At 70.1% G+C, this 25,538-nt stretch carries 19 protein-coding genes; 5 read left to right on the top strand and 14 right to left on the bottom strand.

What is annotated here, in order from left to right:
- Positions 1-25 precede the first annotated feature (25 nt).
- The 7 genes from ACIOJD_RS11820 to ACIOJD_RS11790 all read right to left on the bottom strand — a co-directional run bounded on the left by ACIOJD_RS11820 (position 26) and on the right by ACIOJD_RS11790 (position 9,578).
- Complete coding sequence (locus ACIOJD_RS11820) at positions 26-3,016, bottom strand: M14 family zinc carboxypeptidase (protein ID WP_401911272.1); 2,991 nt, start codon at positions 3,014-3,016, stop codon at positions 26-28.
- A gap of 258 nt (positions 3,017-3,274) precedes the next feature.
- Positions 3,275-4,264 (bottom strand): DNA-binding protein WhiA, encoded by a 990-nt coding sequence (gene whiA / locus ACIOJD_RS11815; RefSeq protein WP_401911269.1) that lies wholly within the window; start codon positions 4,262-4,264, stop codon positions 3,275-3,277.
- Positions 4,255-5,289: a uridine diphosphate-N-acetylglucosamine-binding protein YvcK gene (gene yvcK, locus ACIOJD_RS11810; protein ID WP_401911266.1), complete on the bottom strand. Its 1,035-nt coding sequence runs from the start codon at positions 5,287-5,289 to the stop codon at positions 4,255-4,257. The genes whiA and yvcK overlap by 10 nt, the downstream gene beginning before the upstream one ends.
- Complete coding sequence (gene rapZ, locus ACIOJD_RS11805; protein WP_401885858.1) at positions 5,286-6,242, bottom strand: RNase adapter RapZ; 957 nt, start codon at positions 6,240-6,242, stop codon at positions 5,286-5,288. The genes yvcK and rapZ overlap by 4 nt, the downstream gene beginning before the upstream one ends.
- On the bottom strand, positions 6,235-8,307 hold the full coding sequence (uvrC, locus tag ACIOJD_RS11800) for an excinuclease ABC subunit UvrC (protein WP_401911263.1): 2,073 nt from the start codon (positions 8,305-8,307) through the stop codon (positions 6,235-6,237). Before uvrC ends, rapZ begins: the two co-directional genes overlap by 8 nt.
- Before the next feature lie 61 nt (positions 8,308-8,368).
- Positions 8,369-8,797, bottom strand: a complete 429-nt coding sequence (locus tag ACIOJD_RS11795) for a Rieske (2Fe-2S) protein (protein WP_401911261.1) — start codon at positions 8,795-8,797, stop codon at positions 8,369-8,371.
- 283 nt (positions 8,798-9,080) lie between these two features.
- Positions 9,081-9,578 (bottom strand): MarR family winged helix-turn-helix transcriptional regulator, encoded by a 498-nt coding sequence (locus tag ACIOJD_RS11790; RefSeq protein ID WP_401911258.1) that lies wholly within the window; start codon positions 9,576-9,578, stop codon positions 9,081-9,083.
- Between the two features lie 151 nt (positions 9,579-9,729).
- Here ACIOJD_RS11790 and ACIOJD_RS11785 point away from each other — a divergent pair, with 151 nt between their 5' ends.
- Together ACIOJD_RS11785 and ACIOJD_RS11780 are read left to right on the top strand one after the other, a co-directional pair.
- Positions 9,730-9,927: a ferredoxin gene (locus tag ACIOJD_RS11785; protein WP_401911257.1), complete on the top strand. Its 198-nt coding sequence runs from the start codon at positions 9,730-9,732 to the stop codon at positions 9,925-9,927.
- 46 nt (positions 9,928-9,973) lie between these two features.
- Positions 9,974-11,191 (top strand): cytochrome P450, encoded by a 1,218-nt coding sequence (locus ACIOJD_RS11780; protein ID WP_401911254.1) that lies wholly within the window; start codon positions 9,974-9,976, stop codon positions 11,189-11,191.
- A 94-nt stretch (positions 11,192-11,285) separates the two neighbouring features.
- Here the strand turns inward: ACIOJD_RS11780 and ACIOJD_RS11775 are convergent, their stop codons facing one another.
- Positions 11,286-12,170, bottom strand: coding sequence for an alpha/beta fold hydrolase (locus tag ACIOJD_RS11775; protein ID WP_401911251.1), 885 nt, complete (start codon positions 12,168-12,170; stop codon positions 11,286-11,288).
- Between the two features lie 55 nt (positions 12,171-12,225).
- Positions 12,226-15,213 (bottom strand): excinuclease ABC subunit UvrA, encoded by a 2,988-nt coding sequence (gene uvrA / locus ACIOJD_RS11770; RefSeq protein ID WP_401911248.1) that lies wholly within the window; start codon positions 15,211-15,213, stop codon positions 12,226-12,228.
- A 229-nt stretch (positions 15,214-15,442) separates the two neighbouring features.
- Here uvrA and ACIOJD_RS11765 point away from each other — a divergent pair, with 229 nt between their 5' ends.
- Positions 15,443-16,162 carry a maleylpyruvate isomerase family mycothiol-dependent enzyme gene (locus ACIOJD_RS11765; RefSeq protein WP_401911246.1) on the top strand — a complete coding sequence of 240 codons (720 nt, stop codon included), beginning with the start codon at positions 15,443-15,445 and terminating at the stop codon, positions 16,160-16,162.
- Positions 16,163-16,204: 42 nt separating this feature from the next.
- Entirely contained in the window at positions 16,205-16,858 is a 654-nt protein-coding gene (locus tag ACIOJD_RS11760) for an MBL fold metallo-hydrolase (protein WP_401911243.1), read from the top strand.
- A 114-nt stretch (positions 16,859-16,972) separates the two neighbouring features.
- Here ACIOJD_RS11760 and ACIOJD_RS11755 read toward each other — a convergent pair whose 3' ends face one another.
- The 5 genes from ACIOJD_RS11755 to ACIOJD_RS11735 form a co-directional block, all read right to left on the bottom strand.
- Positions 16,973-17,959 (bottom strand): TerC family protein, encoded by a 987-nt coding sequence (locus ACIOJD_RS11755; protein ID WP_401911241.1) that lies wholly within the window; start codon positions 17,957-17,959, stop codon positions 16,973-16,975.
- 222 nt (positions 17,960-18,181) lie between these two features.
- Positions 18,182-20,152: a TerD family protein gene (locus tag ACIOJD_RS11750; protein WP_401911238.1), complete on the bottom strand. Its 1,971-nt coding sequence runs from the start codon at positions 20,150-20,152 to the stop codon at positions 18,182-18,184.
- Between the two features lie 265 nt (positions 20,153-20,417).
- Positions 20,418-21,032, bottom strand: coding sequence for a TerD family protein (locus tag ACIOJD_RS11745; protein ID WP_401885832.1), 615 nt, complete (start codon positions 21,030-21,032; stop codon positions 20,418-20,420).
- 150 nt (positions 21,033-21,182) lie between these two features.
- Positions 21,183-23,312 carry an excinuclease ABC subunit UvrB gene (gene uvrB / locus ACIOJD_RS11740; RefSeq protein ID WP_401911236.1) on the bottom strand — a complete coding sequence of 710 codons (2,130 nt, stop codon included), beginning with the start codon at positions 23,310-23,312 and terminating at the stop codon, positions 21,183-21,185.
- Between the two features lie 103 nt (positions 23,313-23,415).
- Positions 23,416-24,312, bottom strand: coding sequence for an MHYT domain-containing protein (locus tag ACIOJD_RS11735; protein ID WP_401911233.1), 897 nt, complete (start codon positions 24,310-24,312; stop codon positions 23,416-23,418).
- 391 nt (positions 24,313-24,703) lie between these two features.
- On the opposite strand from ACIOJD_RS11735, the gene ACIOJD_RS11730 reads away from it, so the two are divergent.
- Complete coding sequence (locus ACIOJD_RS11730) at positions 24,704-25,525, top strand: glycerophosphodiester phosphodiesterase (protein WP_401911760.1); 822 nt, start codon at positions 24,704-24,706, stop codon at positions 25,523-25,525.
- The last annotated feature ends 13 nt before the right edge of the window (positions 25,526-25,538 follow it).

Below are 25,538 nucleotides of genomic sequence, written 5' to 3'. Positions count from 1 at the left end.
GGGCCCCTATACCAGACGTACGGGGTCAGCGCCGCAGGGCCCGCAGCGCCTTGCCGAGCAGCGCCGCGCGCTCCGCCGCGTCCGGCACATGTTCCAGGCCGAATCCGAGCAGCACGGTGTCGCGCGTGGCGACCGAGGCGTACGACGTGAACAGCTCCTGGGAGCGCGCCCAGTTCCCCGCCACGACGGGGCTTCCCTGCGGCGGTCCGGTGGTGGTCCAGGCTCCGAGCGAGGTCTCGAAGCCCTCGGACTCCTTGTCCGCGCCGCCCACCGCCAGCCGCGCGCTGTCCGCGAAGACACCGCGTCCGCCGGTGCCGGGATCGGTCATGTAGCTGAGCGACAGCTCCACCTTCGTGCCCGCGTAGTCGCTCAGGTCGAAGGCGAGCTGCTTCCAGCCGTCCGAGCTGCCGGTGAGGCTGTTCCAGGCGCCGCTGGTGCCGGTCGCGGCGCAGCCGTCGTTCCGGAGGGTCAGGTAGTGGCCGAGGAAGGGGTGGTCGTCGAGGAGGAACCCGGCCTCGCACTCGGTGGGGACGGTGGAAGCGCTCGCGCCACCGGCCTCGGGGAGCGTGGTCCAGTCCTCGGCCCCGGCTGTGTGGGCCTCCAGGACGGCGTGGTCGTAGCCCTGCTCGGTGTCCCAGTTCAGCGCGAGGCGGAGTTCGGGCCGTTCGGCCGCGCCGACACCCGTGAGGTCGACGGTGCGGGTGAGGCGGCGCCAGGCGTCGTCCTGGTGGACGGTGGCCGCCATCCACTGCCCCTCATAAGGGGAGTACGGATTGGCCGCGCCCGTGTAGGTGCCCGCCTCGGCGCTCTTGAACTGCGGATAGGTCGCCGGGTCCAGGGTGTCGGAGGTGACCGTGTAGGCACCCGCCGGGTTCAGCGGACTGCCGGGCGCCGCACCGAGCGCCCCGGCCGCGCCGGCGAGCGCTCCGGTGCCGGTGAAGCCGGTGGCGCCGGGGTGGGACGTACGCGTGTACGCACCCAGGTAGTACTGGCTGAAGTCATTGGTCAGCGCCCGGCCCACCTGGACGTTGCCGCCGGCCGGACGCCCCGCCTCGATCAGCTTGCCGCCCTCGTTGAGGAAGTCCCGCAGAGCGAGCTGGGTGGCGCCGCCCGGGGCCGTGGCGCCCGTGTAGTGGACCACGGTGGAGAAGTGGCCGAGGACCCCCAGCGGGTGCGGGGTGCCCCGGGTGGCGACGTCCCAGACTGCGGCGGTACGGCCCTGGGCGCGCAGGGCGTCGACGTACACCGCGGTCTGCCGGGCGGGTGCGCCTTCCTCGGCGATCACGAGGGTGTCGGCTCGGGGGCGCTGCGCCACGGTGTAGGTGAAGTGCTCGCTGGAGGTGGCCTTTTGGGACCTGGTCCGTGCGGTGAACCAGACCTCGACCGTGTCACCCGGACGAGTGTTCCCGATCTCCGCGCGGTACTGGTCGAAGTGCAGGTTGTCCTCGCCGCCGTAGGTCTCACCGCCCTTCCACGCCCGGAGGTCCTTCTTGTGCGGGCGCCCGCCGTTGACGCGGTAGTTGAGTTCCTTGTCGCGGAGCGCCTTACGGGCGGTTACGGAGACCTCCTGGTCCTCGCCGCGCGCGTACGAGGTGGTGAAGGGGTCGAGGGTGAAGTCGGGGGCGGTCAGACCGACCGAGGAGGACGGCCGGTCGGGGTGGGCGGCGGTCTCCGCGACGGACAGCGCGAAGGGGATGTTCTTGGCGAACTCGTCCTGGATGAGCTTCTCGTCGTCGGGGAAGTTGAAGCCGGACCGGCAGTCCCGGGCCTCCCACGCGTCGTCCGGGTCGAGGCCGGACGCGGTCTGGCAGGTGGTCATCTCCGGGGTGAACATCATCGTTCCGTTGACATTCGCCGCGTGCCCGTCGGCCTCACCGTTGGTGGTGTACAGCTCGGAGGAGACCTGCGGGTAGTAGCCGGGGATCGCGGATTTCCCGGGGGTGCCGGCGAGCGACTTGTAGAGCACGTCGTCGGGGGTCGGGGTGGCGACCTGCCAGCCCACTCCGTACAGCAGCAGCTCGGCGGCGGAGTGGTAGTTGATGCCGTAGTCGAAGCCGACGCGCTTCTGGAAACGGTCGATCGCCCGCGTCTCCGGCTCGGAGGCCGGGCCGGCGCCCCGGTAGGTCTCGCTGGTGGAACGAGGGGACGAACCCTCGTCGTCGTAGCCCCACTTGTAGCCGAAGTTGCGGTTGAGGTCCACGCCGTCGGCGGAGGTCAGCTTCCCGTCCCCGTCGACGTCCCGGACGTTCTTGCGCCAGAGCCGGGCGCTGTCCGCGCTGTGGGTGTAGTCGTAGCCGTCCGGGTTGGCGGACAGCACGAACCACAGTTCGGTGGAGTCGACGATCTTCGTGATCCGCCGGTCCTTGCCGTAGTTGTCCACGAAGTGGTGCATCAGCCGGCGGGTCATCTCGGGAGTGATCCACTCCCGGGCGTGCTGGTTGGACATGTACAGCACGGACGGCTTGGCCCCGTCCTCGGTCTTCCGCGCTCCCTTGCTGAGCTTGAGGGCCAGGATGTCCTGGCCCTTGACCGTCTTGCCGAGGGAGACGACCTTGGTGATACCGGGGTTGGCCTGCCCGGTGCTGACGATCTCCTCCTGGAGATTGCCCTTGCCGCTGTACGGGCGGAAGACGCCGTCGCCCGCCGCCCGCACCCGGGCCTGGGCCTGCGCGGAGATCTTCCGTTCGGTGACGTCGACGCCCTGCTTCGCCAGGGCGCGCGCCTGGGCGTCGGTGAGGAACAGCTCGACCTTGGCGGGCCTCTTCTCCGAGGCCCGTTCGGTCAGTTCATGGGCGTCCTGACCGGCCGCGAGGAGCAGCGGTACCTGCTCCTTGACGACCTCCGCGTCGAAGACCTTCACCGCGTCCGCGCCCGGTCCCGCCTCGGGCCGGGGCGCCTGGGTCCCGCTCTCCCGCGTCTGGGCGTCCAGCCCTCTCGCCTGGGCGGCGGGCGCCGCCGTCATCGCGCCCAGCAGTAACGCGCCCGCCGCGAGGATCGATCCCGTTCTTCGTCTCATGTGCGCCCCATGCTGTTGTCTGTCATGGCCGTGGACAGACGCCAGGCTCACCACCCTTCATGACCGTGTCAAGGGCGACTCAAGGCCACGCGAACTGCCTGCTGCCGACACCTTTCAGGGGTCGGCAGCAGGCAGTGGAGCGCGGGGCGCGGGGGTCCGGGAGGGAGCCGTGCGCGAAGGAGCGGTACGGGTCGGCCCAGCGGTACGGACCGGGGAAGCGGACGGGTGTCCGTGCGCGGTACGGGGCGGGGCGCCCGCTCAGCCGACGAGACCGTCCGCCAGCTCCTCGCTGAGATTGGACTCCGTACCCGGAATGCCGAGATCCTGCGCCCGCTTGTCGGCCATGGCCAGCAGCCGGCGGATGCGGCCCGCGACCGCGTCCTTGGTGAGCGGCGGGTCGGCGAGCGCGCCCAGCTCCTCCAGCGAGGCCTGCTTGTGCTCCATGCGCAGCCGTCCCGCGGCGGCGAGATGCTCGGGCACCTCCTCGCCGAGGATCTCCAGCGCGCGCTGCACCCGGGCACCGGCGGCGACCGCGGCGCGGGCGGAGCGGCGCAGGTTCGCGTCGTCGAAGTTGGCGAGGCGGTTGGCCGTGGCGCGGACCTCGCGGCGCATCCGCCGCTCCTCCCAGGCCAGCACCGAATCGTGCGCGCCGAGCCGGGTCAGCAGCGCGCCGATGGCGTCCCCGTCCCGTACGACCACGCGGTCCACCCCGCGCACCTCACGGGCCTTGGCGGCGATCTGGAGTCTGCGGGCCGCGCCGACCAGGGCGAGGGCCGCCTCGGGACCCGGGCAGGTCACCTCCAGCGAGGAGGACCGGCCGGGCTCGGTGAGCGAGCCGTGCGACAGGAACGCGCCGCGCCAGGCGGCCTCCGCGTCGCAGGTGGCACCGGAGACGACCTGCGGGGGCAGGCCGCGGATCGGGCGCCCCCGGCCGTCGACCAGACCGGTCTGCCGGGCCAGCTGATCGCCGCCGGTAATCACCCGTACGACGTAACGGCTGCCGCGGCGCAGCCCGCCGGGGGCCATCACCACCAGCTCCGAGTTGTGCCCGAAGATCTCCAGGATGTCCTTGCGAAGCCGGCGCGCGGCGACGCTGGTGTCCAGCTCCGCCTCGATCACGATGCGGCCGCTGACCAGGTGCAGCCCGCCCGCGAACCGGAGAATCGCCGAGACCTCGGCCTTCCTGCAGCACGTCCGGGTGACGGGGAGGCGGGCGATCTCGTCCTTCACCGCTGGCGTCATCGCCATGGGCCGATCCTTCCATGCATCCGAAAAATACGGTCGTACGCGGCTGCCAACAGCTCCGGATCATGGACCGGGGAACTGTCGGGCGCTGCCACCGGCGCCAGCTCGACCGCGGCACCGAACCGCTTGGCGGCATCGGCGAGTGACTCGCTGTCGGGCACGGCGGCCTCATCGGCCAGCACCACGTCCAGGGCGAGTTTAGGGGCGTGTCGCCTCAAAACCTCCAAATGACGCTGCGGTGAGAAGCCACTGGTTTCGCCGGGTTGCGGCGCGAGGTTCAGGGAGAGGACCCGGCGGGCCTTGGTCTGGAGGAGCGCGTCGAGCAGTTCGGGCACCAGCAGATGCGGGATCACGGAGGAGAACCAGGAGCCGGGGCCGAGCACCACCCAGTCGGCGTCCAGCACGGCGGCGACGGCTTCGGGGACCGCCGGCGGGTCGTTCGGCACGAGATGCACGGACCGCACCTCGCCCCGGGTGAGCGCGACCGTAGCCTGGCCGCGCACCGTCTCCACCTCGTCGGGGCGCGCCGGGTCATGGCCCCGTACGAGCGCCTGGAGCTCCAGCGGTACGGCGGACATGGGCAGCACCCGGCCGTGTGCGCCGAGGAGCTTGCCGACCAGGTCGAGGGCCTGGACGTGGTCGCCGAGCTGCTCCCACAGGGCGACGATCAGCAGATTGCCGACCGCGTGCTCGTGGAGCTCGCCCTGGGACTGGAACCGGTGCTGGATCACCCGGGCCCAGGTCTGCCCCCAGTCGTCGTCGCCGCAGAGCGCCGCCAGGGCCTTGCGCAGATCGCCGGGCGGCAGCACGCCGAGTTCGTCCCGGAGCCGGCCGCTGGAGCCGCCGTCGTCGGCGACGGTGACCACGGCGGTCAGATCCCCGGTGATCCGGCGCAGCGCCGTGAGGGAGGCGGACAGCCCCATGCCGCCGCCGAGGGCGACGACCTTCGGCTGGGCGCCGCGACCCCGCGCCGACAGTACGGGGCCGCCCCGGCGCAGCCGGCGCATACGGAAGGTGCGTCCGGTCACTCGCGCCCCATGTCCCGGTGGACGATGACGGTCTCGATGCCCGCGGCGGCGAGGCGCGCGGTGAGCTTCTCGGACATGGCGACCGAGCGGTGCTTGCCTCCCGTGCAGCCGACGGCGACCGTGACGTAGCGCTTGCCCTCGCGGCGGTATCCGGCGGCGATCAGCTGGAGCAGCTCGGTGTAGCGGTCGAGGAACTCCTTGGCGCCCGGCTGGTTGAAGACGTACGCCGACACCTCCTCGTTGAGCCCGGTGAAGGGGCGCAGCTCCGGGACCCAGTGCGGGTTGGGCAGGAAGCGGCAGTCCACGACCAGGTCGGCGTCGACCGGCAGGCCGTACTTGTAGCCGAAGGACATGACCGTGGCCCGCAGCTCCGGCTTCTCGTCGCCGGCGAACTGGGCGTCCATCTTGGCGCGCAGCTCATGGACGTTGAGGCTGGAGGTGTCGATCACCAGATCGGCGTCGCCGCGCAGCTCGCGCAGCAGATCGCGCTCGGCCTCGATGCCGTCGACGATGCGGCCGTCGCCCTGGAGCGGGTGCGGGCGCCGGACGGACTCGAACCGGCGGACCAGTGCCTCGTCGGAGGACTCCAGGAAGACGATCCGCCGGGTGACCTGCTTGGCGTCGAGGTCGGCGAGGGACTCGCGGAGGTTGTCGAAGAACCGCCGGCCTCGCACGTCGACCACGACGGCGATCCGCGCCACATTGCCCTGCGAGCGGGCGCCGAGCTCCACCATGGTGGGGATCAGCGCGGGCGGCAGGTTGTCCACGACGAACCAGCCGAGGTCCTCCAGGCACTTCGCCGCCGTACTGCGGCCCGCGCCCGACATGCCGGAGATGATCACCAGCTCGGGGATGGCCGCCTCGCCGGTCTCACCGGCCTCACCGGTCTCCTTGGTGGTGCCCGTACTGCCCGTACTCACGTGCCCTGCTCCGTCCCGGTCGTGCTCAGTCATGCCTGGTGCCCCCGTTGTCTTCCATGATCTCTCCTGTTGCCGTGTTCACGGCGGGTGCGGCCGGGGCCGCCTGGGTCAGGGCCACGACGACGGACTCGGCCGTCTTGCGGCCCAGGCCCGGAACCTCGCAGATCTGCTCGATTGTCGCCTGCCGCAGCCGCTTCACCGAGCCGAAATGCTTGATGAGTGCCTGTTTCCGGGTCTCGCCGAGCCCGGGGACCTCGTCCAGTGGGCTGCTCCTGACGCGCTTGGCCCGCTTGGAGCGCTGATAGGTGATGGCGAAGCGGTGCGCCTCGTCGCGTACGCGCTGGAGGAGGTAGAGGCCCTCGCTGGAGCGGGGCAGGACCACCGGGTCGTCGTCCTCGGGCAGCCAGACCTCTTCGAGGCGCTTGGCGAGACCGCAGACAGCGACATCGTCTATGCCCAGTTCGTCGAGAGCGCGCTTGGCGGCCGCGACCTGGGGCTGCCCGCCGTCCACGACGACCAGCTGGGGCGGGTAGGCGAAGCGCTTGGGCCGGCCGTCGTCCTCCTGGGGGGACTCGCCGGGGAGCGGCGGGGGTGGCTGTTCCGGATGTTCCGGTTGTCGCCGCGCCTCCCGCTGGTCCGGTCCTTCCCGCTGGTCCGCTCCTTGCGGCTGGTCCTGCTCCGACCACTCCCCGGTGTTCTCCTTCTCCTGGAGATAGCGCCGGAAGCGTCGGGTGATCACCTCGTGCATCGACCGTACGTCGTCCTGACCCTGGAAGGTCTTGATCTGGAAGCGGCGGTATTCGCTCTTGCGGGCGAGGCCGTCCTCGAAGACCACCATGGACGCCACGACGTCGTCGCCCTGGAGGTGCGAGATGTCGAAGCACTCGATCCGCAGCGGCGCGCTGTCCAGGCCGAGGGCCTGCGCGATCTCCTCCAGCGCGCGGGAGCGGGTGGTGAGATCGCTGGCGCGCCTGGTCTTGTGCAGGACCAGGGACTGCTGGGCGTTGCGCCCGACCGTCGCCATCAGGTCCTTCTTGTCGCCGCGCTGCGGAATCCGCAGGGAGACCTGGGAGCCGCGGCGCTCGCTCAGCCACTGCGTGACGGCGTCCGTGTCCTCCGGCAGGGCGGGGACGAGCACCTCTTTGGGGACGGCGTCGCCGCGCTCCTCCCCGTACAGCTGCTGGAGCGCGTGCTCGACCAGGCCCGCCGTCTCCACGGCCTCGACCTTGTCGGTGACCCAGCCGCGCTGGCCGCGGACCCGGCCGCCGCGGACATGGAAGATCTGTACGGCGGCCTCCAACTCGTCCTCGGCGACGGCGATCAGGTCGGCGTCGGTGGCGTCGGCGAGCACGACGGCGTTCTTCTCCATCGCGCGGCGCAACGCGCCTATGTCGTCACGCAGCCGGCCCGCCTTCTCGTACTCCATCTCCTCGGCCGCCGCCGTCATCTCCCGCTCCAGGCGCCGGATGTACGTGCCGGTGCGGCCGGCCATGAAGTCGCAGAATTCCTCGGCCAGTTCGCGGTGCTCCTCCGGGGTGACCCGGCCGACGCAGGGCGCCGAGCACTTGCCGATGTAACCGAGGAGGCAGGGACGGCCCGTCCGCACCGCGTTCTTGAACACCCCGGCGGAGCACGTCCGTACGGGAAACACACGGAGCATCAGATCGACGGTCTCGCGGATGGCCCAGGCGTGTCCGTACGGGCCGAAGTAGCGCACGCCCTTCTTCTTGGCGCCGCGCATGACCTGGACGCGCGGGAACTCCTCGTTCATCGTCACCGCGAGCGACGGATAGCTCTTGTCGTCGCGGTACTTGACGTTGAAGCGGGGGTCGAACTCCTTGATCCAGGAATACTCCAGCTGGAGCGCCTCGACCTCGGTGGAGACGACGGTCCACTCGACGGAGGCCGCCGTGGTGACCATGGAGCGGGTACGCGGATGCAGACCCGCGAGGTCCTGGAAGTAGTTGGCGAGCCGCTGGCGCAGGCTTTTCGCCTTTCCGACGTAGATCACCCGGCGGTGATCGTCGCGGAACTTGTAGACCCCCGGCGAGTCGGGGATCTGTCCCGGCTTGGGGCGGTAACTGGAGGGGTCGGCCATGCCGTCCACCCTACTGTCGGGGACCGACAGTGCGGCCCCGCGGATCCCGCCCCTCAGGCCCTCAGGCCTTGGGCCCCGCGACGAGCTTGCCGCCCTCGGCGGTGACCGGTACCTCGGGCAGCGGGACGGTGGCCGGGCCGTGGAGCGCCTTGCCGGTGGTGACGTCGAACGTGCTGCCGTGACACGGGCAGTCACCCACGGTGCCCTCCAGCTTCTCCAGGAGACAACCCGCGTGGGTGCACTGCGCGCTGAATGCCTTGTACTCCCCCTTCGCCGGGCAGCTCACCACCAGGCGCTGTTCCCGGTAAAGCTTGGCGCCGCCTACCGGGACGGCGTCCGCGGGACCGAGGTCGACCGGGGCGGTCGGTGTGGGGGTGTCGGCATGACCCAGCTTGGAGTCGGTGGAGCAGGCCGCCGCTCCCAGTCCTGCCGCACCGGCGAGCGCGGCACCCTTCAGCACGGTGCGGCGAGGGGCGGACGGACCGGGCATGGTGTCTCCACGGGTCAGAGGTGTCGCTGGAGCGTCGGTGACATACGTGACGATACCGGGGCCGTTCCGGCGACCGCTCGGCGGCCTCCCGCGGCCCGCCGAGAGCGCCGGAAGGCATTCGAGGCCCCCGCCGGAGGCTTCCGGGTGCTGCCACCGCAGGGGGCGCGGAGCCCTTGGCGGCCCACCGGACGGACCGCCCGGTCCACCGCCCGATCTACTGCCCGGTACACCGCACGGCCCTCCACCGGCATCAGCCCGCCGGACACCGGATCAGCCCACCGGATCAGTCCACCGGATCAGCCCTCCGAATCCCCGGCCTGCTTCCTTGACGATGGCCGGAGATCCGGCGCAGCACCTCGACCGCGTCGCCGATCTGATGCGCGGTCACCCCGGCGAGGCTCTCCGTGAGCATGGCCTGGGCAGCCCGGTCGAACCGCGCGAGGGTGTCGAGCCCCCGGACCGTCGGGGTGATCCGTTGCGCCCTCCGGTCCGCCGCCTCCTCTACGCGGACGACGAGGCCCTGCCGTTCGAGCTCCCTGACCTGTCGCGTGACGTGCGGGGTACGGACCCCCAGTCGCTCCGCGATCCGCCCGATACGCATCGGCTCGCCCTCTTCCACCAGCACGCGCAACAGGGCGAGCCCCGCGCGGTCGACGGGCACCCCGGCCATCGCGACGAGCAGTTCATGGGACCGGGGCCGGGTGAGGTCATAGGCGAGCGCGCTCAGCAGGGCCTGCAATGCGGCGATGCCGTCGGCTTCGCGCACAGGTGAATCGTCCACCGGCCCATCATGCCCGACCGCTCCCCCGGCCCCTCGGCCGCGGCGGCGAGATGGCCGAAGAAGTACTTGCTCCATACACCCACCCAGGGCTAGAAAGTACTTAAGGTAACTAACATCATCACACGGGGACCGATCCCGTTGGGAGAGCTCTATGCGTATCGCGATCGACGAGGACAAGTGCTGCGGAGCCGGACAGTGCGTGCTGGCGGCCGACGATCTTTTCGACCAGCGGGACGAGGACGGCGTCGTCGTCCTGCTCGACGCCACACCGCCCGCCGACGCCCTGGACCGCGCGCGAGAGGCCGCCGCCCTCTGCCCCGCGGCGGCGATCGACGTGCACGACGTCTGACCCGCGCGACCACACCCCACCCCCGCCGCTGCCTGGAGGACGCGTCATGACCGAGACGGCCATCCCCACCTTTCCCCTCAGCCGCGCATCCGGCTGTCCCTTCGACCCGCCACCGCAGTACGCGACGATGCGCGAGGAAGCACCGGTCTCGCCGGTCCGGCTGTGGAACGGGCAGATCGCCTGGATCCTCACCCGGTACGAGGACCAGCGCGCCGTGCTCGCCGACCCGCGGTTCAGCTCCGACGCCACCCGCCCCGGCCATCCCAGCCAGAGTCCGGGGATCAGCGCGCGGCGGCACACCGCCACTCCGCCCTTCATCGTGCAGGACGACCCCGATCACAACCGCAACCGCCGCATGTTCACCGCCCACTTCACGGTCAAACGCATCGCGGCGATGAAGCCCCGCATCCAGCACATCATCGACACCCTCCTCGACGGCATGGAAGCGGCCGGACCCCCGGCCGACCTGGTCCGGGCCTTCGCCCTGCCCATGCCCTCGCTCGTCATCAGCGAACTCCTCGGAGTCCCCCAGAAGGACCATGGCCTCTTCCAGCGCGCCGCCCGCGCGCTGGTCACCCTGGACAGCACCCCGGAGCAGAGCAGGAACGCCGCCGGAGAACTGGCCGACTACCTCAGCACCCTGATCACCGTCAAGGACAGCGATCCGGCCGACGACCTGCTCAGCGCGCTGGTCGTGGAACGTATGCGCACCGGCGAACTCAGCCGCGGGCAACTGGTGGAGAACGCGGTCCTACTGCTCGTCGCGGGACACGAGACCACCGCGAACATGACCACCCTGGGCACCCTCGCCCTGCTGCACCACCCTGAGCAGCTCGCCGTCGTCCGCGACAGCGACGACCCCGCGCGCATCGCCACCGCCGTGGAGGAGTTGCTGCGCTATCTCACCATCACCCACAGCGGGCGCCGCCGGGTGGCCGTCGAGGACGTCGAGATAGCGGGAACCGTCATCCACGCGGGTGAGGGGGTCATCCTGCCCAACGACTCGGCGAACCGCGACGAAAGCGTCTTCACCGACCCCGACCGTCTCGACATCGACCGGCCCGGGGTACGGCGCCATATGGCTTTCGGCCACGGAACCCACCAGTGCCTGGGCCAGAATCTGGCCCGCGCCGAGCTGCAACTCGCCTATCCGGCCCTGCTGCGCCGCTTCCCGAAGCTGCACACCACGGTCCCGGACGACCAACTGCGCTTCAAGGAGGACATGCTCGTCTACGGCGTCCACGAACTGCCCGTCGCCTGGTAGCCGCGGCACATCGCGGTCACGGCGCCGGATCCGGTGCGGTGGGAGACGGCCGGCACCCGTTTCCCGCCGCACCGCCCCCCTGAGGCGTGGAGCATCAGGACAGCAGAAAAGCGCGGGTCGCCGCACGGAAGCCTTCCGGATTCTCCGTCCACGGCATGTGCCCGGCGCCGGGCAGCGTCGTCCTGGTCACGTCGGGGAGCGCCCTCTCCAGCGAGTCCACCGCCCACCGGGGCCGGATGTCACGCTCCCCGTCCACGATCAGTACGGGTACGCGCAGTGCCGCGCACCGGTCGTGCAGCCCGTCGGCGGCGGGGCTCCGCCTCAGCTCCGCGCCGATGGTGGCGTTGCACTCGTGGTTGACGCCGAACCACGGGGTCGCCATGGCCTGCGCGTACTCCAGAGCCCGGTCCCGGTCGGCGAAATCCACCGACCACTGAAGGACAGCCAGCTCCCGGTCCTCCGCTTGCCGACGGTCGCCACCCCGGGCACGAAGTTCCTCCCAGCGCTCGCAGTGGCCGCCCAGTTGCCGCAGGAAGGCGTCCTTGTACGCCGGGTGCCAGGTGGAGTCCGCGTCGATTCCGGTGCCGGAGACATAGATCAGCCGGCTGACGCGGCCGGGATGGGCCAGGGCATAGCTCAGGGCCAGCCGCGCGCCCCAGGAGTGGCCGAGCAGCGCCATCCGCTCCACGCCGAAGTGATGCCGTACGGCGTCGAGGTCGGCCACCGAGCGCTCGGTGCGGTACGGCCCCGAGCGCTGGGAACGGCCGCAGCCGCGCTGGTCCCAGCGGAACACCTGACCGCCCGGCAGCAATGCGGCCGGCTCCTCCAGGGTGTCCCAGAGGCCCGGCCCGCCGTGGCAGAAGATCACGGGCTCGCCCGCGCCCACGGCCGTCCGGGCGGCCCAGAGCCGTATCCCGTCGTCCGTCAGCACCGTCTCGGCCGTCGCACCCGTCCTTCCCGCCTCGGCTGTCTCGTCCATCCCGGAATTGTGCCGGGTCCGGGACGGACGGGACAGCCCCCGACGGGGCGTCGGCTCAGGAGCGGCGCGCCGCTGTCTTCGCCGCTGTCTTCGCCACGGTCTTCTTCACGGCCGTCTTCGAAGCGGCCGTCGTGGCCGCCTTCTTGGCCGCCGTCTTCCGGGTCGTGGCCTTCTTCGCCGGCGTCGCGTCGCTGATCCGCTCGACGTCGAGAATGTCCCGCAGGAACTTCCCGGTGTGGCTGGCCGGGACCCCGGCGACCTGCTCCGGGGTGCCTTCCGCGATGACCAGACCGCCGCCGTTACCCCCCTCGGGACCCATGTCGATCACCCAGTCCGCCGTCTTGATGACGTCCAGGTTGTGCTCGATAACGATCACCGTGTTGCCCTTTTCGACCAGGCCCGACAGCACGTTGATCAGCTTGCTGATGTCCTCGAAGTGGAGACCGGTCGTGGGCTCGTCCAGGACGTAGACCGTACGGCCCGTGGAGCGCTTCTGGAGTTCGCTCGACAGCTTCACGCGCTGCGCCTCGCCGCCCGAGAGGGTCGGTGCCGACTGACCGAGCCGGACATACCCCAGGCCGACCTCGTTGAGGGTCTTGAGGTGGCGCGAGATCGTCGGGACGGCCTCGAAGAAGTCCAGGGCCTCCTCGATCGGCATGTCCAGCACCTCGGCGATGGACTTGCCCTTGTAGTGGACCTCCAGGGTCTCCCGGTTGTAGCGCGCTCCGTGGCAGACCTCGCACGGGACGTAGACGTCCGGCAGGAAGTTCATCTCGATCTTGATGGTGCCGTCGCCCGAGCAGTTCTCGCAGCGGCCGCCCTTGACGTTGAAGGAGAAGCGCCCGGGGAGGTAGCCGCGAACCTTGGCCTCCATCGTCTCGGCGAAGAGCCGGCGGACATGGTCGAAGACCCCGGTGTACGTGGCCGGGTTGGACCGGGGCGTACGGCCGATGGGCGACTGGTCGACATGGACCACCTTGTCGACCAGGTCGTCGCCGTCGACCCGGGTGTGCCGGCCGGGCACCGACTTCGCGCCGTTCAGCTCGCGCGCCAGGTGTGTGTAGAGGATGTCGTTGACCAGCGTCGACTTGCCGGAACCCGAGACGCCCGTGATCGCCGTGAACACACCCAGCGGGAACGACACGTCGATGTCGCGCAGGTTGTTCTCCCGGGCGCCGTGCACGGTGAGCTGCCGTCCCGGGTTGGCGGGCCGACGGATGTCCGGGGTCGGGATGTTCCTCTTGCCGGCGAGGTACTGGCCGGTCAGCGATTCCTTGTTGGCCAGCAGGCCCTTCAGGGGGCCGGAGTGCACGACCTTGCCGCCGTGCTCGCCCGCGCCGGGGCCGATGTCGACCACCCAGTCGGCCACCTTGATGGTGTCCTCGTCGTGCTCCACGACGATCAGGGTGTTGCCCATGTCCCGCAGCCGGACCAGGGTCTCGATGAGCCGGTGGTTGTCCCGCTGGTGCAGGCCGATGGACGGCTCGTCCAGGACGTACAGCACACCGACCAGGCCCGAGCCGATCTGGGTGGCGAGCCGGATGCGCTGCGCCTCACCGCCGGAGAGGGTGCCCGCCGCGCGGTTCAGCGACAGGTAGTCCAGGCCGACGTCGACCAGGAACTTCAGTCGCTCGTTGACCTCCTTGAGGACCCGCTCGGCGATCTTCTTGTCCCGGTCGTTCAGCCGGAGTTCGGCGAGGTAGTCCGCGCAGTCGCTGATGGACATCGCGGAGACCTCGGCGATGGACTTCTCCATGACCGTGACCGCGAGGACGATCGGCTTGAGGCGGGTGCCCTCACAGGTCGGGCAGGGCACCTCACGCATATAGCCCTCGAAGCGCTCCCTGCTGGCGTCGCTCTCGGCCTCCGTGTGCCGCCGCTTGACGAAGGAGACGGCTCCCTCGAAGGCGGGGGTGGTGTAGGCGCGCTCCCGCCCGTACCTGTTCCGGTAGCGGACCTCGACCTGGGTCTTGTGGCCGTGGAGCAGTGCCTTCTTGGCGCGCTGCGGCAGCCCGGCCCAGGGGATGTCGGTACGGAACCCGAGGGCCTGGGCGAGGCCGCCGATCAGCCGTCCGAAGTACTCCTTGGTGTGGCCGTGGGACCAGGGGTGGATCGCGCCTTCGTCCAGGGACTTCTCCTCGTCCGGAACGATCAGCTCCGGGTCGACCTCCATGCGCGTACCGATACCCGTGCAGTCGGGGCAGGCGCCGAAGGGTGAGTTGAAGGAGAAGGAACGGGGCTCCAGCTCCTCGAAGGAGAGGTCGTCGTACGGGCAGTACAGATGCTCCGAGTACATCCGCTCGCGCTCGGGGTCGTCCTCGGGGAGATCTACGAAGTCGAGCACCACCATGCCGCCGGAGAGACCCAGAGCCGTCTCGACCGAGTCGGTCAGCCGGCGCTTGGCGCTGTCCTTGACCGTGAGGCGGTCGACCACCACCTCGATGGTGTGCTTCTCCTGCTTCTTGAGCGTGGGCGGCTCGCTGAGCTGGATGGTCTGCCCGTCGACCCTCGCCCTGCTGTAGCCCTTGGTCTGAAGATCGGAGAAGAGGTCGACGAACTCCCCCTTGCGCTCGCGGACCAGCGGCGAGAGGACCTGGAAGCGGCTGCCCTCGGGCAGATCCAGCACCTTGTCGACGATGGCCTGCGGCGACTGCCGGGAGATCGGCCTGCCGCACTCGGGGCAGTGGGGCTTGCCGATCCGGGCGAAGAGCAGCCGGAGGTAGTCGTACACCTCGGTGATCGTGCCGACCGTCGAGCGCGGGTTGCGCGAGGTCGACTTCTGGTCGATGGAGACAGCCGGGGAGAGACCTTCGATGAAGTCGACGTCAGGCTTGTCCATCTGGCCGAGGAACTGCCGGGCGTACGAGGAGAGCGACTCCACGTACCGGCGCTGGCCCTCGGCGAAGATCGTGTCGAACGCGAGAGAGGACTTGCCCGACCCGGAAAGCCCGGTGAAGACGATGAGGGAGTCACGGGGGAGGTCGAGCGAGACGTTCTTGAGATTGTGCTCGCGCGCGCCACGGACGATGAGACGGTCGGCCACGCCGGTCCGCACCTTTCTGAAGAGAAGCAGGGGCGGAGCCCCCTTCACCAGACTAGGGGGGTCGCCAGAGCGATGGATTGCCAAGCGGTGGATTGCCCGGCTCGGTCTTGCCGGGCTGGTTCTGCCTACATGCCAGGATGCCTCTCCCGAGCCTATAGCACGCACATTCGATTTACGGGGGCCCTCGGCTTCCTTCACCCGAACGAGTGGCGGGGCTATCGTCGGCGTCATGATCGACCATGTGCACGACCTGGCATCCGTACGTGAGGCGACGGATCGGCTCCTCGGCGCGGCCACCCTGCTGGACAACGCGGCCGTCGCCGCGCCGTCACGGCTTCCGGGCTGGAGCAGGGGCCATGTGCTGGCCCATATCGCCCGGAACGCGGACGCTCTGGTCAATGTCCTCGAAGGCCGACCGATGTATCCGGACGCCAGGACCCGCGACGCCGACATCGAGCGGGACGCTCCCCGCGCCCTCGATGCCCACCTCGCCGATGTACGTAACACCGCCGACCGCTTCCAGCATTCCGCGGCCGTGCCCGCCGACTGGAACCGCGTCGTCACGATGCGCAACGGCGTCACGGATATGGCGGCACGGCTTCCGTTCCGGCGGCTGATCGAGGTCGAGCTGCACCATGTCGATCTGGGACTCGACCGTGATCTCGAGGATCTGTCCGAGGAGTTCACGCTCCGCGAGATCGCCTTCCTCGCGGAGCGCTTCTCCGGCAACCCCGACATCCCGCCGCTGGCCCTCGGCACACCGGGCGGAGGACCGGACGGACACGTGTGGCACACCGGTCGCACGGAAGGCGCGGAGGACGCCGAAGGCACACGGCTCTCCGTCACGGGCCCGGCGGCGGACCTGATGGGGTGGCTCGCGGGCCGCCGCGACGGGGCCGCCCTGGAGTGCTCCGGCGGCGGCCGGCTGCCCGTACTGCCCCCGCTCTAGCCGTACGCCGGCCCGTACCGCCCCGGCTATAGGCTGAGCCGCATGACGTACAGCGGAGCGGTGAAGGTCGACGGACCGGCGGATGTGCACGAGCTACCCGCCCTGATGATCTCCAAGGTCGCCGTCGGACCGATGGAGAACAACGCCTACTTGCTGCGCTGCCGGGTCACCGGCGAGCAGCTGCTGATCGACGCGGCGAACGACGCCGCGACCCTGCTGACCCTGGTCGGTGACGACGGCCTCGCATCCGTCGTCACCACCCACCGGCACGGCGACCACTGGCAGGCCCTGGCCGAGGTCGTGGCCGCCACCGGCGCCCGTACGTACGCGGGCCGGTACGACGCCGAGGGCATCCCCGTCCCGACCGATGTCCTGGTCGAGGACGGGGACGTCGTCCGGGTCGGCGAGATCGAGCTCACCGCCCTGCACCTGGTGGGCCACACCCCGGGCTCGATCGCCCTGGTCTACGAGGACCCGCACGACCACGCGCATGTCTTCACCGGCGACTGCCTCTTCCCCGGCGGCCCCGGGAAGACGGCGGGCCCGGCGGACTTCGCCAGCCTGATGGACGGACTCGAAACCAAGATCTTCGGGGCTCTGCCGGACGAGACCTGGATCTATCCGGGCCACGGCAACGACTCCACCATCGGCGCCGAGCGCCCGCACCTCGCGGAGTGGCGCGCCCGAGGCTGGTGACCGTACGCCCCTCTCGCCTCGTACAGACGGCCGAAGCGGGCGCTCGGGGGCCGGACACACGTACGGGGCGGGTGGCCACGCTGCCACTCGCCCCGCACGCGGGTACCGCTCGGATCAGGCTTCGATGCTGCTCTTGTCGTCCTTCTCGGCCGCCTCGCGCTCCGCCTGCTTCTTGGACGCGATCAGGCTGGTGATCGTGGTGACGATCAGGACGCCGCAGATGACCGCGAGCGAGACCGGAATCGAGATCACGGGCACGTGCACTCCGGTCTCGTGCAGCGCGTGGAGCACCAGCTTCACTCCGATGAAGCCCAGGATGACCGACAGGCCATAGCTGAGGTGCACCAGCTTCTTCAGCAGTCCGCCGATGAGGAAGTAGAGCTGCCGCAGACCCATCAGGGCGAAGGCGTTGGCGGTGAAGACGATGTACGGGTCCTGGGTCAGGCCGAAGATCGCGGGGATGGAGTCCAGCGCGAACAGCACATCGGTCGTGCCGATGGCGATCATGACCACCATGAGCGGGGTCAGGATCCGCTTGCCGTTCTCACGGATGAAGAGCTTGGTGCCGTGGTACTTGTCGGCGACGCCGAAGCGCTCCTCGACGGACTTGAGCAGACGGTCCTTCTCCCACTCCTCCTCGTCGCCCGCGCGCGCCTCCTGGATGAGCTTCCAGGCGGTGTAGATCAGGAACGCGCCGAAGATGAAGAAGACCCACGAGAAGCTGGAGATGATCGCGGCGCCGGCCGCGATGAAGGCCGCGCGGAGCACCAGGGCTATCAGCACACCGATGAGCAGCACGCGCTGCTGGAGGTGCGAGGGCACCGAGAACTTCGCCATGATCAGGATGAAGACGAAGAGATTGTCGACACTGAGCGACTTCTCGGTGACGAAGCCGGCGAAGAACTCGCCGGACGCCTGGCCCGACCCGAACAGCATCAGGCCGAGGCCGAACAGCGCGGCGAGGGCGATCCAGACGACCGTCCAGATGCCGGCTTCTTTCGTCGACACATCATGGGGCTTGCGCCCTATGAAGAAGTCGACGGCGATGAGGGCGCTGAGACCAAGAATGGTCAGCACCCACAGGTTCAAGGAGACGTCCACTGTTCCTCCGGCTTCGTACGGCTACTGATCAGCGTCGTCGCTGCCGGAGGTCTCCTCCACCCGGGCGGCTGCGCCGCTCACGGGCCGACGCCCCGGGACCGATGGCGGTCCGTATTGACGGGCACGTCGCGATGTGGGAGTACTCCCCTCCGCTAAAAGGAACAGTACAGGAAACACCAAAGGAAGGTAAAGAACGAGGTAAAGCGCTGCCGAGTGTGCGGGTCAGCGTCGCCAGGAGCGGCGGGCGGACGCCGCCCGCTCCAGGACCTGGCGCAGCACCCGGCTGCCCGGCGGCACCCTCGGGGGCTCGTACGTCCAGAGATGGCCGACCCAGGGATCGGCCAGATGATCGTCCGGGACCGGAGTGATACGCAGCAGGGACCGCCAGAGCGGGTCCAGCACCGGTCCGTACGCGCGCGCGTCCTCGCGGTCGGCGACCATCAGCAGGTGCACGCCGACCGCCGGGCCCTCGTCGGCGAGGTAGCGCAGCTGTGTCACCGCGCGGTCGTCGAAGCCGTGCGGGAAGTCGTTGACGATCAGCAGCTGCTCGGCGATGTCCAGATCCGGCGGAAGCGATTCGGGTGCGCCGCCGCGCACCGCCATCTGCACCAGATCCACCCGCCGGGTGAGCTTCGCGAGGACGGCCGCCACTCCCCCGGCGCCGGACGCGGGCGGTTCGTCGAGCATTCCGGACGCGGTCAGCGGCGCCAGTGCGGCGGCCGCGGAACCGGCCGGGTCGATCACCTGGACGGTGAACTCCCCGGGCGGATGGACGGCGAGGAGGCGCCCGGCGTGAGCCACGGCGGTGTCCATGGCCAGTGCGCGCAGCTGATCGTCGTCCGTCATCAGGGCGTCCTCGGAGCCTGACCGGCCGCTGTCGACCCACAACCCGCGCTCCAGCGGCAGCCGTACCAGCATCGGGATCCGCAGATCCGGGCGCTCGGGGAGATGGACGTCACCGAGGCGCAGCGCCATCGGGGCCTCCCCGGGGACACGGTAGTCGTGCCAGACGGGGTGGTCCCAGCGGGCGAAGGCGGGCGGCAGAGCGGGCTCGACGACCTCGGACTCGGCCAGGAGCTGCGCGAGGTCACGGTCGAGGACCTCGCGGGCCCGGCCGAGGAGTTGGTCGTGCTTGGCGCGGGCCGCCTCACGGGCGGCGTCGCCCGCCCCGCCGAGGCGGTTACGGGGATCGGAGAGGACCTGGTCCAGCTCCTGATCCATCCGGGACTCGGCGAAGTCCTTCGCGCTGCGGTACGCCGCGACGCTGCGGGCCAGGTCCTCGAACATGCCCCAGACCTGGTTGTAGAGGCGCTCCTCCATGGACCAGCCCGTGGCGTCGCCGGCTACCGGACGGGTCGGCTCGCCCGGCAGGCCGGGTGGTGTGGCCGGGGGCGGTGTCGGAGGTGCGGAGGTCCGCCGGCCCGGGTGCGTGTAGTCGACCGCGCCTCGGGGCCCGTCGGCCGGCCGCGCTACGGATACGGCGTCGGCGGGTTCCGGTTCGGGAGACCGTGACTGCGGGACGGGGCCGACGGTGGCGGCGGTGGCCGGTGTGGGGGCGGTGGCGGCGGACGGCGGGAGTCCGTCGGGCCTGCCGGGCGCGCTGTCCGGCAGGCCCGGCAGGGGCGTCTGCGCCGTACCGGCCGGGTGACGGATCACCGCCTCGTGGACAGCGGCGGCCAGAGCGCGGGCCTGCGGCAGGCCCTGGTCGCCGAACAGCTCCGCGAGACCGCCCGCGTAGCCCTGGCCGACGGCCCTGACCTTCCAGCCGCCCCGGCGGCGGTACAGCTCCAGCGCGATGACGGCGGACTCGGCGTCCAGACCGGTGAGGGTGAAGCCGGCGACCTCCGTGCCGTCGGTGGAGGTGACGGCCGCGAAGGGGGCCGCGGTGGTGCCGAAGCGCTCGGGCCCGCCGCCCCCCTCCGGGAGGGCGAGCAGCACGTGCACCAGATGCACCTGGTCGGGCAGGGCGTCCAGATCGACATGGAAGCGCAGACCGACCGCGGCCCGGCGGGACACCTCGATGCCCGGGAGGGTGGGAGCGCCGGGGTGGGCGATCCACTCGGTGCCGCGCACGATGCCCTGCTCGTCGCCGAGCGTGGCACAGGCCATGACCGGCGTCCCGGCCGTCACCCGGATCTCCAGTCGGGTCCGGGGCAAGGGGTGGTTCTGCCCCCGGACCAGCTCGGCCGTCATCGCCTCTGTCCCCCTCGTCGGTCAAGCGTGTGTCGGTGTGCGGATGCCGGTGGAGCCTCGGGCCGGGAGCCAAGGCCGGGATGCGGTGACGTCATGGCCCGGACGGGCGACGACGCGGCGGTACGGCTCCCGGCGGGCCCGACCGGCCCTGGCCGGGCCCAGAAGGCCAGAGGGTCCGGAAGCCCGGCCAAGGCCTGACACGGCCGTGTCAGGCCTCCGGGAGCCGCGGGCACCGCGAAAACACCGCGACGACGAAACGCCTTCTCTACAGCTGCGGCAGGATCGACGGCATCAGGTCCTGGAACGTACGGCCGTTGGCCGGGTTGCCCAGAGCCGTCATCTGCCAGCCCGCCCCCGCCCGGTGCACCTTCGCCATGATCTGCGCCGTGTACTGGCCGCCGCCGTCGAGCGTGTAGCGCGCCAGCTCCTGGCTGTTGGTCTCGTCCACGATGCGGCAGAAGGCGTTCTGCACCTCCTGGAACGTCTGGCCGGTGAACGAGTTCACCGTGAAGACGATCTGGTCGATATGGACCGGGACCCGCTGGAGATCGACGAGGATCGCCTCGTCGTCGCCGCCCTGCCCCACGCCGCCCACCAGGTTGTCGCCGGTGTGCCGCACCGAGCCGTCGTCGCTGACGAGGTGGCGGAAGAAGACGACGTCGACCGGCTGCTTGTCGGCGAACAGCACCGCCGAGGCGTCCAGGTCGATCTCACGGGTGCGGGAGCCGAACAGACCTCGACGCGGCGCGGCCTGCCAGCCGAGCCCCATGCGCACCGCGGTCAGAGTGCCGCCGTCCTTCTTCTCCAGGCTGATGGCCTGTCCCTTGGTCAGATTGACCCCAGGGCCCCCGGGCGTACTGCCCTTGGATACGTCCGCCACGCGCTGTCCCCTCTCGAATGGTTCCCCCGCAACCGTCCGTACGCGGTTGCGCAATGCGGTTGCGCAGTACCCTACGCAGTCGCGCCGACGGCGCAGGAGGGTACGCCCGTTTTTGTGTCGGTCCTGCAACACACCGGATGCCCCGGTGTGTCAGGCGAGTCCCGCCTCCCTCATCTGCCGCAATTCCTTCTTCAACTCGCTCACTTCGTCGCGCAGCCGCGCGGCCACCTCGAACTGGAGCTCCGCGGCGGCGGCCCGCATCCGGTCGGTCATCTCCTCGATGATTCCGGCCAGTTCGGCGGCGGGACGGTCGGTGAGGACCGCGCCCTTCGCGCCCGCCTTGCCGGCCTTCGGAGCCTTCCCCCCGAGCGCGGGCACCGGGGCCTTGGCCGACTTGCCGTCCTTCGTCTGCCGGTAGCCCGTACCGAGCAGGGCTTCGGTGTCGACCTCCTCGCGCGCGATGGTCGCGACGATGTCGTTGATCTTCTTACGGAGCGGCTGCGGATCGATTCCGCGCTCGGTGTTGTACGCGATCTGCTTCTCCCGGCGGCGGTTCGTCTCGTCGATGGCCTTCTCCATCGCCGGCGTGACCGTGTCCGCGTACATGTGGACCTGGCCCGACACGTTGCGCGCGGCCCGGCCGATGGTCTGGATCAGTGACGTCCCGGAACGCAGGAAGCCCTGCTTGTCCGCGTCGAGGATCGCCACCAGCGAGACCTCCGGGAGGTCCAGGCCCTCACGCAGCAGGTTGATGCCGACGAGAACGTCGTACTCCCCGGCGCGCAGTTCGCGCAGCAGCTCGACACGGCGCAGGGTGTCCACGTCGCTGTGCAGATAGCGCACCTGGATGCCCAGCTCCAGGAAGTAGTCGGTGAGGTCCTCGGCCATCTTCTTGGTGAGCGTGGTGACCAGGACGCGCTCGTCCTTCTCGGTGCGCTCGCGGATCTCGTGCACCAGGTCGTCGATCTGGCCCTCCGTGGGCTTGACGACGACCTCTGGGTCGATGAGGCCGGTGGGGCGGATGATCTGCTCCACGAAGCCGTCGGAGCGGGAGAGTTCGTAGTTGCCCGGGGTGGCGGAGAGGTAGACGGTCTGGCCGATACGTCCCTGGAACTCCTCCCATTTCAGCGGGCGGTTGTCGAGCGCGGACGGCAGCCGGAAGCCGTGGTCGACCAGAGTCCGCTTGCGGGACGCGTCGCCCTCGTACATCGCGCCGATCTGCGGCACCGTGACATGCGACTCGTCGATGACCAGCAGAAAGTCCTCGGGGAAGTAGTCCAGGAGGGTGTTGGGGGCGGAGCCGGGGTCACGGTCGTCGAAGTGCATCGAGTAGTTCTCGATACCGGAGCAGGAGCCGATCTGGCGCATCATCTCGATGTCGTACGTCGTGCGCATGCGCAGCCGCTGGGACTCCAGCAGCTTGCCCTGCTTGTCGAGTTCGGCCAGGCGGGCCTCCAGCTCCCGCTCGATGCCGTTGACCGCCTTCTCCATGCGCTCGGGGCCGGCCACGTAGTGGCTGGCCGGGAAGATGTAGAGCGCCTGGTCGTCGCTGATGACCTCGCCGGTGAGCGGGTGCAGTGTGGAGAGGGCCTCGATCTCGTCGCCGAACATCTCGATGCGGACGGCCAGCTCCTCGTAGACCGGGAAGATCTCGATGGTGTCGCCCCGGACGCGGAAGGTGCCCCGCGCGAACGCCACGTCGTTGCGCGTGTACTGGATGTCGACGAAACGGCGCAGCAGCTGGTCCCGGTCCATCTCCGCGCCGACCTTCAGCGGGACCATCCGGTCCACGTACTCCTGCGGCGTACCGAGACCGTAGATGCAGGACACCGAGGCGACCACGACCACGTCGCGGCGGGTCAGGAGCGAGTTCGTCGCGGAGTGCCGCAGCCGCTCGACCTCGTCGTTGACCGAGGAGTCCTTCTCGATGTAGGTGTCCGACTGAGGGACATACGCCTCGGGCTGGTAGTAGTCGTAGTACGAGACGAAGTACTCGACGGCGTTGTTGGGCAGCAGCTCGCGGAATTCGTTCGCCAGCTGGGCGGCGAGCGTCTTGTTCGGAGCCATGACCAGGGTGGGGCGCTGGAGCTTCTCGATCATCCAGGCGGTCGTCGCCGACTTTCCCGTGCCGGTGGCCCCCAGCAGGACGACGTCCTTCTCACCCGCGCGGACACGCCGCTCGAGGTCGGCGATGGCCGTCGGCTGGTCGCCGCTGGGCTGGTAGGAGCTGACGACCTCGAAAGGCGCCACCGTACGTTCGATCTTGGAAACGGGCCGCATGGATCCACCGTACGACCCCGCACTGACAACCGGGCCGTGAGCGGTGTCGGATCACCGGTCGCGGATCACCCTTGACGGATCACCGGCCACGGATCACCGGTCGTCACCAGTCGTGGAGATCGGTGGAACCCTGGCGCGAGGACCTGGCGGCCGTACGGTCCGCGGTCTGCCGGTCGGCCGGCCTCCGGAGCGAACGCGGCCGTATCCGCTGGGCGGGCACCCCGGAACGGCCGCACGGGACGGCCCCCGGCCCTACGGGCCGCCCGCCGTCCTTCACCAGCAGCGGATCGAAGAGCACGGCCGCGCCCGCCAGCAACAGGAAGACGGCCGGGCCGATCAGCATCGGGACGAGCAGCTCGGTGGCCGGTGCGCCGCCCGCGGCGCCGGCGGGGTCCTCCAGATGGACATGGACCGCGGCCATCCCCGTGTAGTGCATACCGGTCGCCGCGAAGCCCATCACCAGGCTCGCGCCCACGCTGGCCAGCAGACCGCGGTGCGAGACCACCGCCCACAGCGCGGTGGTCGCCGCGACGACGCCGATCACGACGGAGAGGATGACGGTCCCGGTCTCGTAGTCGACCCGCCCGTTCAGCCGCATGCCGGCCATCCCGAGGTAGTGCATGGTGGCGATGCCGAGGCCGGTGATGGTGCCCCCGTTGACCAGGGTGACCACCGGTGTCGTACGGCGGTACCCCACGATGAGGATGCCGACACCGACCATGACGATCGCCACCACGAGGCTGGCGAACGTCGTCAGCCTGTCGTAGCCGATCGGCACCTCGTTGACGGAGAACCCCATCATCGCGATGAAGTGCATGGTCCAGATGCCTGAGCCGATGGAGGCCGCGCCGAGCACCAGCCCGCCGGGCTTCCAGGAGCCCCGGGCGCGCAGGGATCTCGCGGTGCAGCGCAGGCCGAGCGCCCCGCCGAGGCAGGCCATGAGAAAGGCCGCCACGGGTGTGACCAGACCGTAGCTGAATCCGTCGATTGTGCCCTGCACGGCGATATGCCCTCACCCCTTGTGTTGCGTGTACGGAAGTGCCGGTTCGGGGCGAGGGTAGGACGGCCGGCCCTCGAAGCAAACAAGGGGGTGGCGATTTATCGACCTGGAAAGCCATAAATGCGTGCTCCGGCACGGCTTCCCCATCACCGCTTCACGTTATGCCTTCATATTGTTGCCTCTTGTTGCTTCATACCGCGGCTTCATGTTGTGGCCAACCTTCGCCTGTCCGTTGTTGGTCGGAGGCTGCCACCCTCGGGCCGACCGTCAACTCACGACGCGAGGAGTCCACGTGTACGCACGCACCTCAGTGACAACGGCCGCCGCACTGCTGGCAGTCACGGCGGTGGCGCTTCCGGGCACCGCCACCGCGACCACGCCGGCGGCCCCGATGGCCACGACGGCCGCGGGATCCGTCACCGGGAAGACCGCCGGGACGGGTAGCCCGCTCGTCATCGCGCACCGGGGCGCCTCGGCGTACGCACCTGAGAACACCCTGGCGGCCGTCGACGCGGCCGCCGACCTGGGCATCGACTGGGTCGAGAACGACGTCCAGCGCACCAAGGACGGCCGGCTGGTCGTGATCCACGACGACAGTCTCGAGCGGACCACGGACGTGGAGCAGGTCTTCCCGGACCGGGCGCCCTGGAAGGTCAAGGACTTCACCGCGGCGGAGATCGCCCGGCTGGACGCGGGCAGTTGGTTCGGCGAACGATGGGCGGGTGCCCGCGTACCGACGCTCGGGCAGTACCTGCACACCGTCGAGGCCAACCGGCAGAAGCTGCTGCTGGAGATCAAGGCGCCCGAGCTGTACCCGGGCATCGAGAAGGAGATCCTGCGGGTGCTGCGCGAGGAGGGCTGGCTGGACCGGGCGCACGTACGGCAGAAGCTGGTCCTCCAGAGCTTCGGCGCGGACAGTATCCGTACGGTGCACGAGCAGCGCCCCGACGTCACCACGGGCTTCCTCGGTACGCCCGCCGTGGCCGATCTGCCCTCGTACGCGGCGTTCACCGACCAGATCAACCCCGCGTACACCTCGCTCACCGGCGACTACGTGGCGGCGGTGCACGCGCTGAAGGGGCCGCACGGCAAGCCGCTCACGGTCAGCACGTGGACGGTCAACAACGCCGCGGACGCGGTGCGCGCCGATGCTCTCGGCGTGGACGGGATCATCACCAACAACCCCGACGTGGTGCGGGACGCGGTGGGCTGAGACCCGCTTCCGG

Source organism: Streptomyces sp. NPDC088116, assembly GCF_044741745.1.
Lineage (GTDB): Bacteria > Actinomycetota > Actinomycetes > Streptomycetales > Streptomycetaceae > Streptomyces.
This window is presented reverse-complemented; position numbering and strand designations above follow the sequence as displayed.

Coding starts and splice junctions, on each gene's coding strand:
- uvrB (WP_401911236.1), bottom strand. CDS start 23,312: ATGCGGCCCGTTTCCAAGATCGAACGTACGGTGGCGCCTTTCGAGGTC.
- rapZ (WP_401885858.1), bottom strand. CDS start 6,242: ATGACTGAGCACGACCGGGACGGAGCAGGGCACGTGAGTACGGGCAGT.
- ACIOJD_RS11795 (WP_401911261.1), bottom strand. CDS start 8,797: ATGCCCGGTCCGTCCGCCCCTCGCCGCACCGTGCTGAAGGGTGCCGCG.
- ACIOJD_RS11730 (WP_401911760.1), top strand. CDS start 24,704: ATGGCCACGACGGCCGCGGGATCCGTCACCGGGAAGACCGCCGGGACG.
- ACIOJD_RS11785 (WP_401911257.1), top strand. CDS start 9,730: ATGCGTATCGCGATCGACGAGGACAAGTGCTGCGGAGCCGGACAGTGC.
- uvrC (WP_401911263.1), bottom strand. CDS start 8,307: ATGGCCGACCCCTCCAGTTACCGCCCCAAGCCGGGACAGATCCCCGAC.
- ACIOJD_RS11780 (WP_401911254.1), top strand. CDS start 9,974: ATGACCGAGACGGCCATCCCCACCTTTCCCCTCAGCCGCGCATCCGGC.
- ACIOJD_RS11750 (WP_401911238.1), bottom strand. CDS start 20,152: ATGACGGCCGAGCTGGTCCGGGGGCAGAACCACCCCTTGCCCCGGACC.
- ACIOJD_RS11775 (WP_401911251.1), bottom strand. CDS start 12,170: ATGGACGAGACAGCCGAGGCGGGAAGGACGGGTGCGACGGCCGAGACG.
- ACIOJD_RS11760 (WP_401911243.1), top strand. CDS start 16,205: ATGACGTACAGCGGAGCGGTGAAGGTCGACGGACCGGCGGATGTGCAC.
- ACIOJD_RS11765 (WP_401911246.1), top strand. CDS start 15,443: ATGATCGACCATGTGCACGACCTGGCATCCGTACGTGAGGCGACGGAT.
- ACIOJD_RS11820 (WP_401911272.1), bottom strand. CDS start 3,016: ATGAGACGAAGAACGGGATCGATCCTCGCGGCGGGCGCGTTACTGCTG.
- whiA (WP_401911269.1), bottom strand. CDS start 4,264: ATGGCGATGACGCCAGCGGTGAAGGACGAGATCGCCCGCCTCCCCGTC.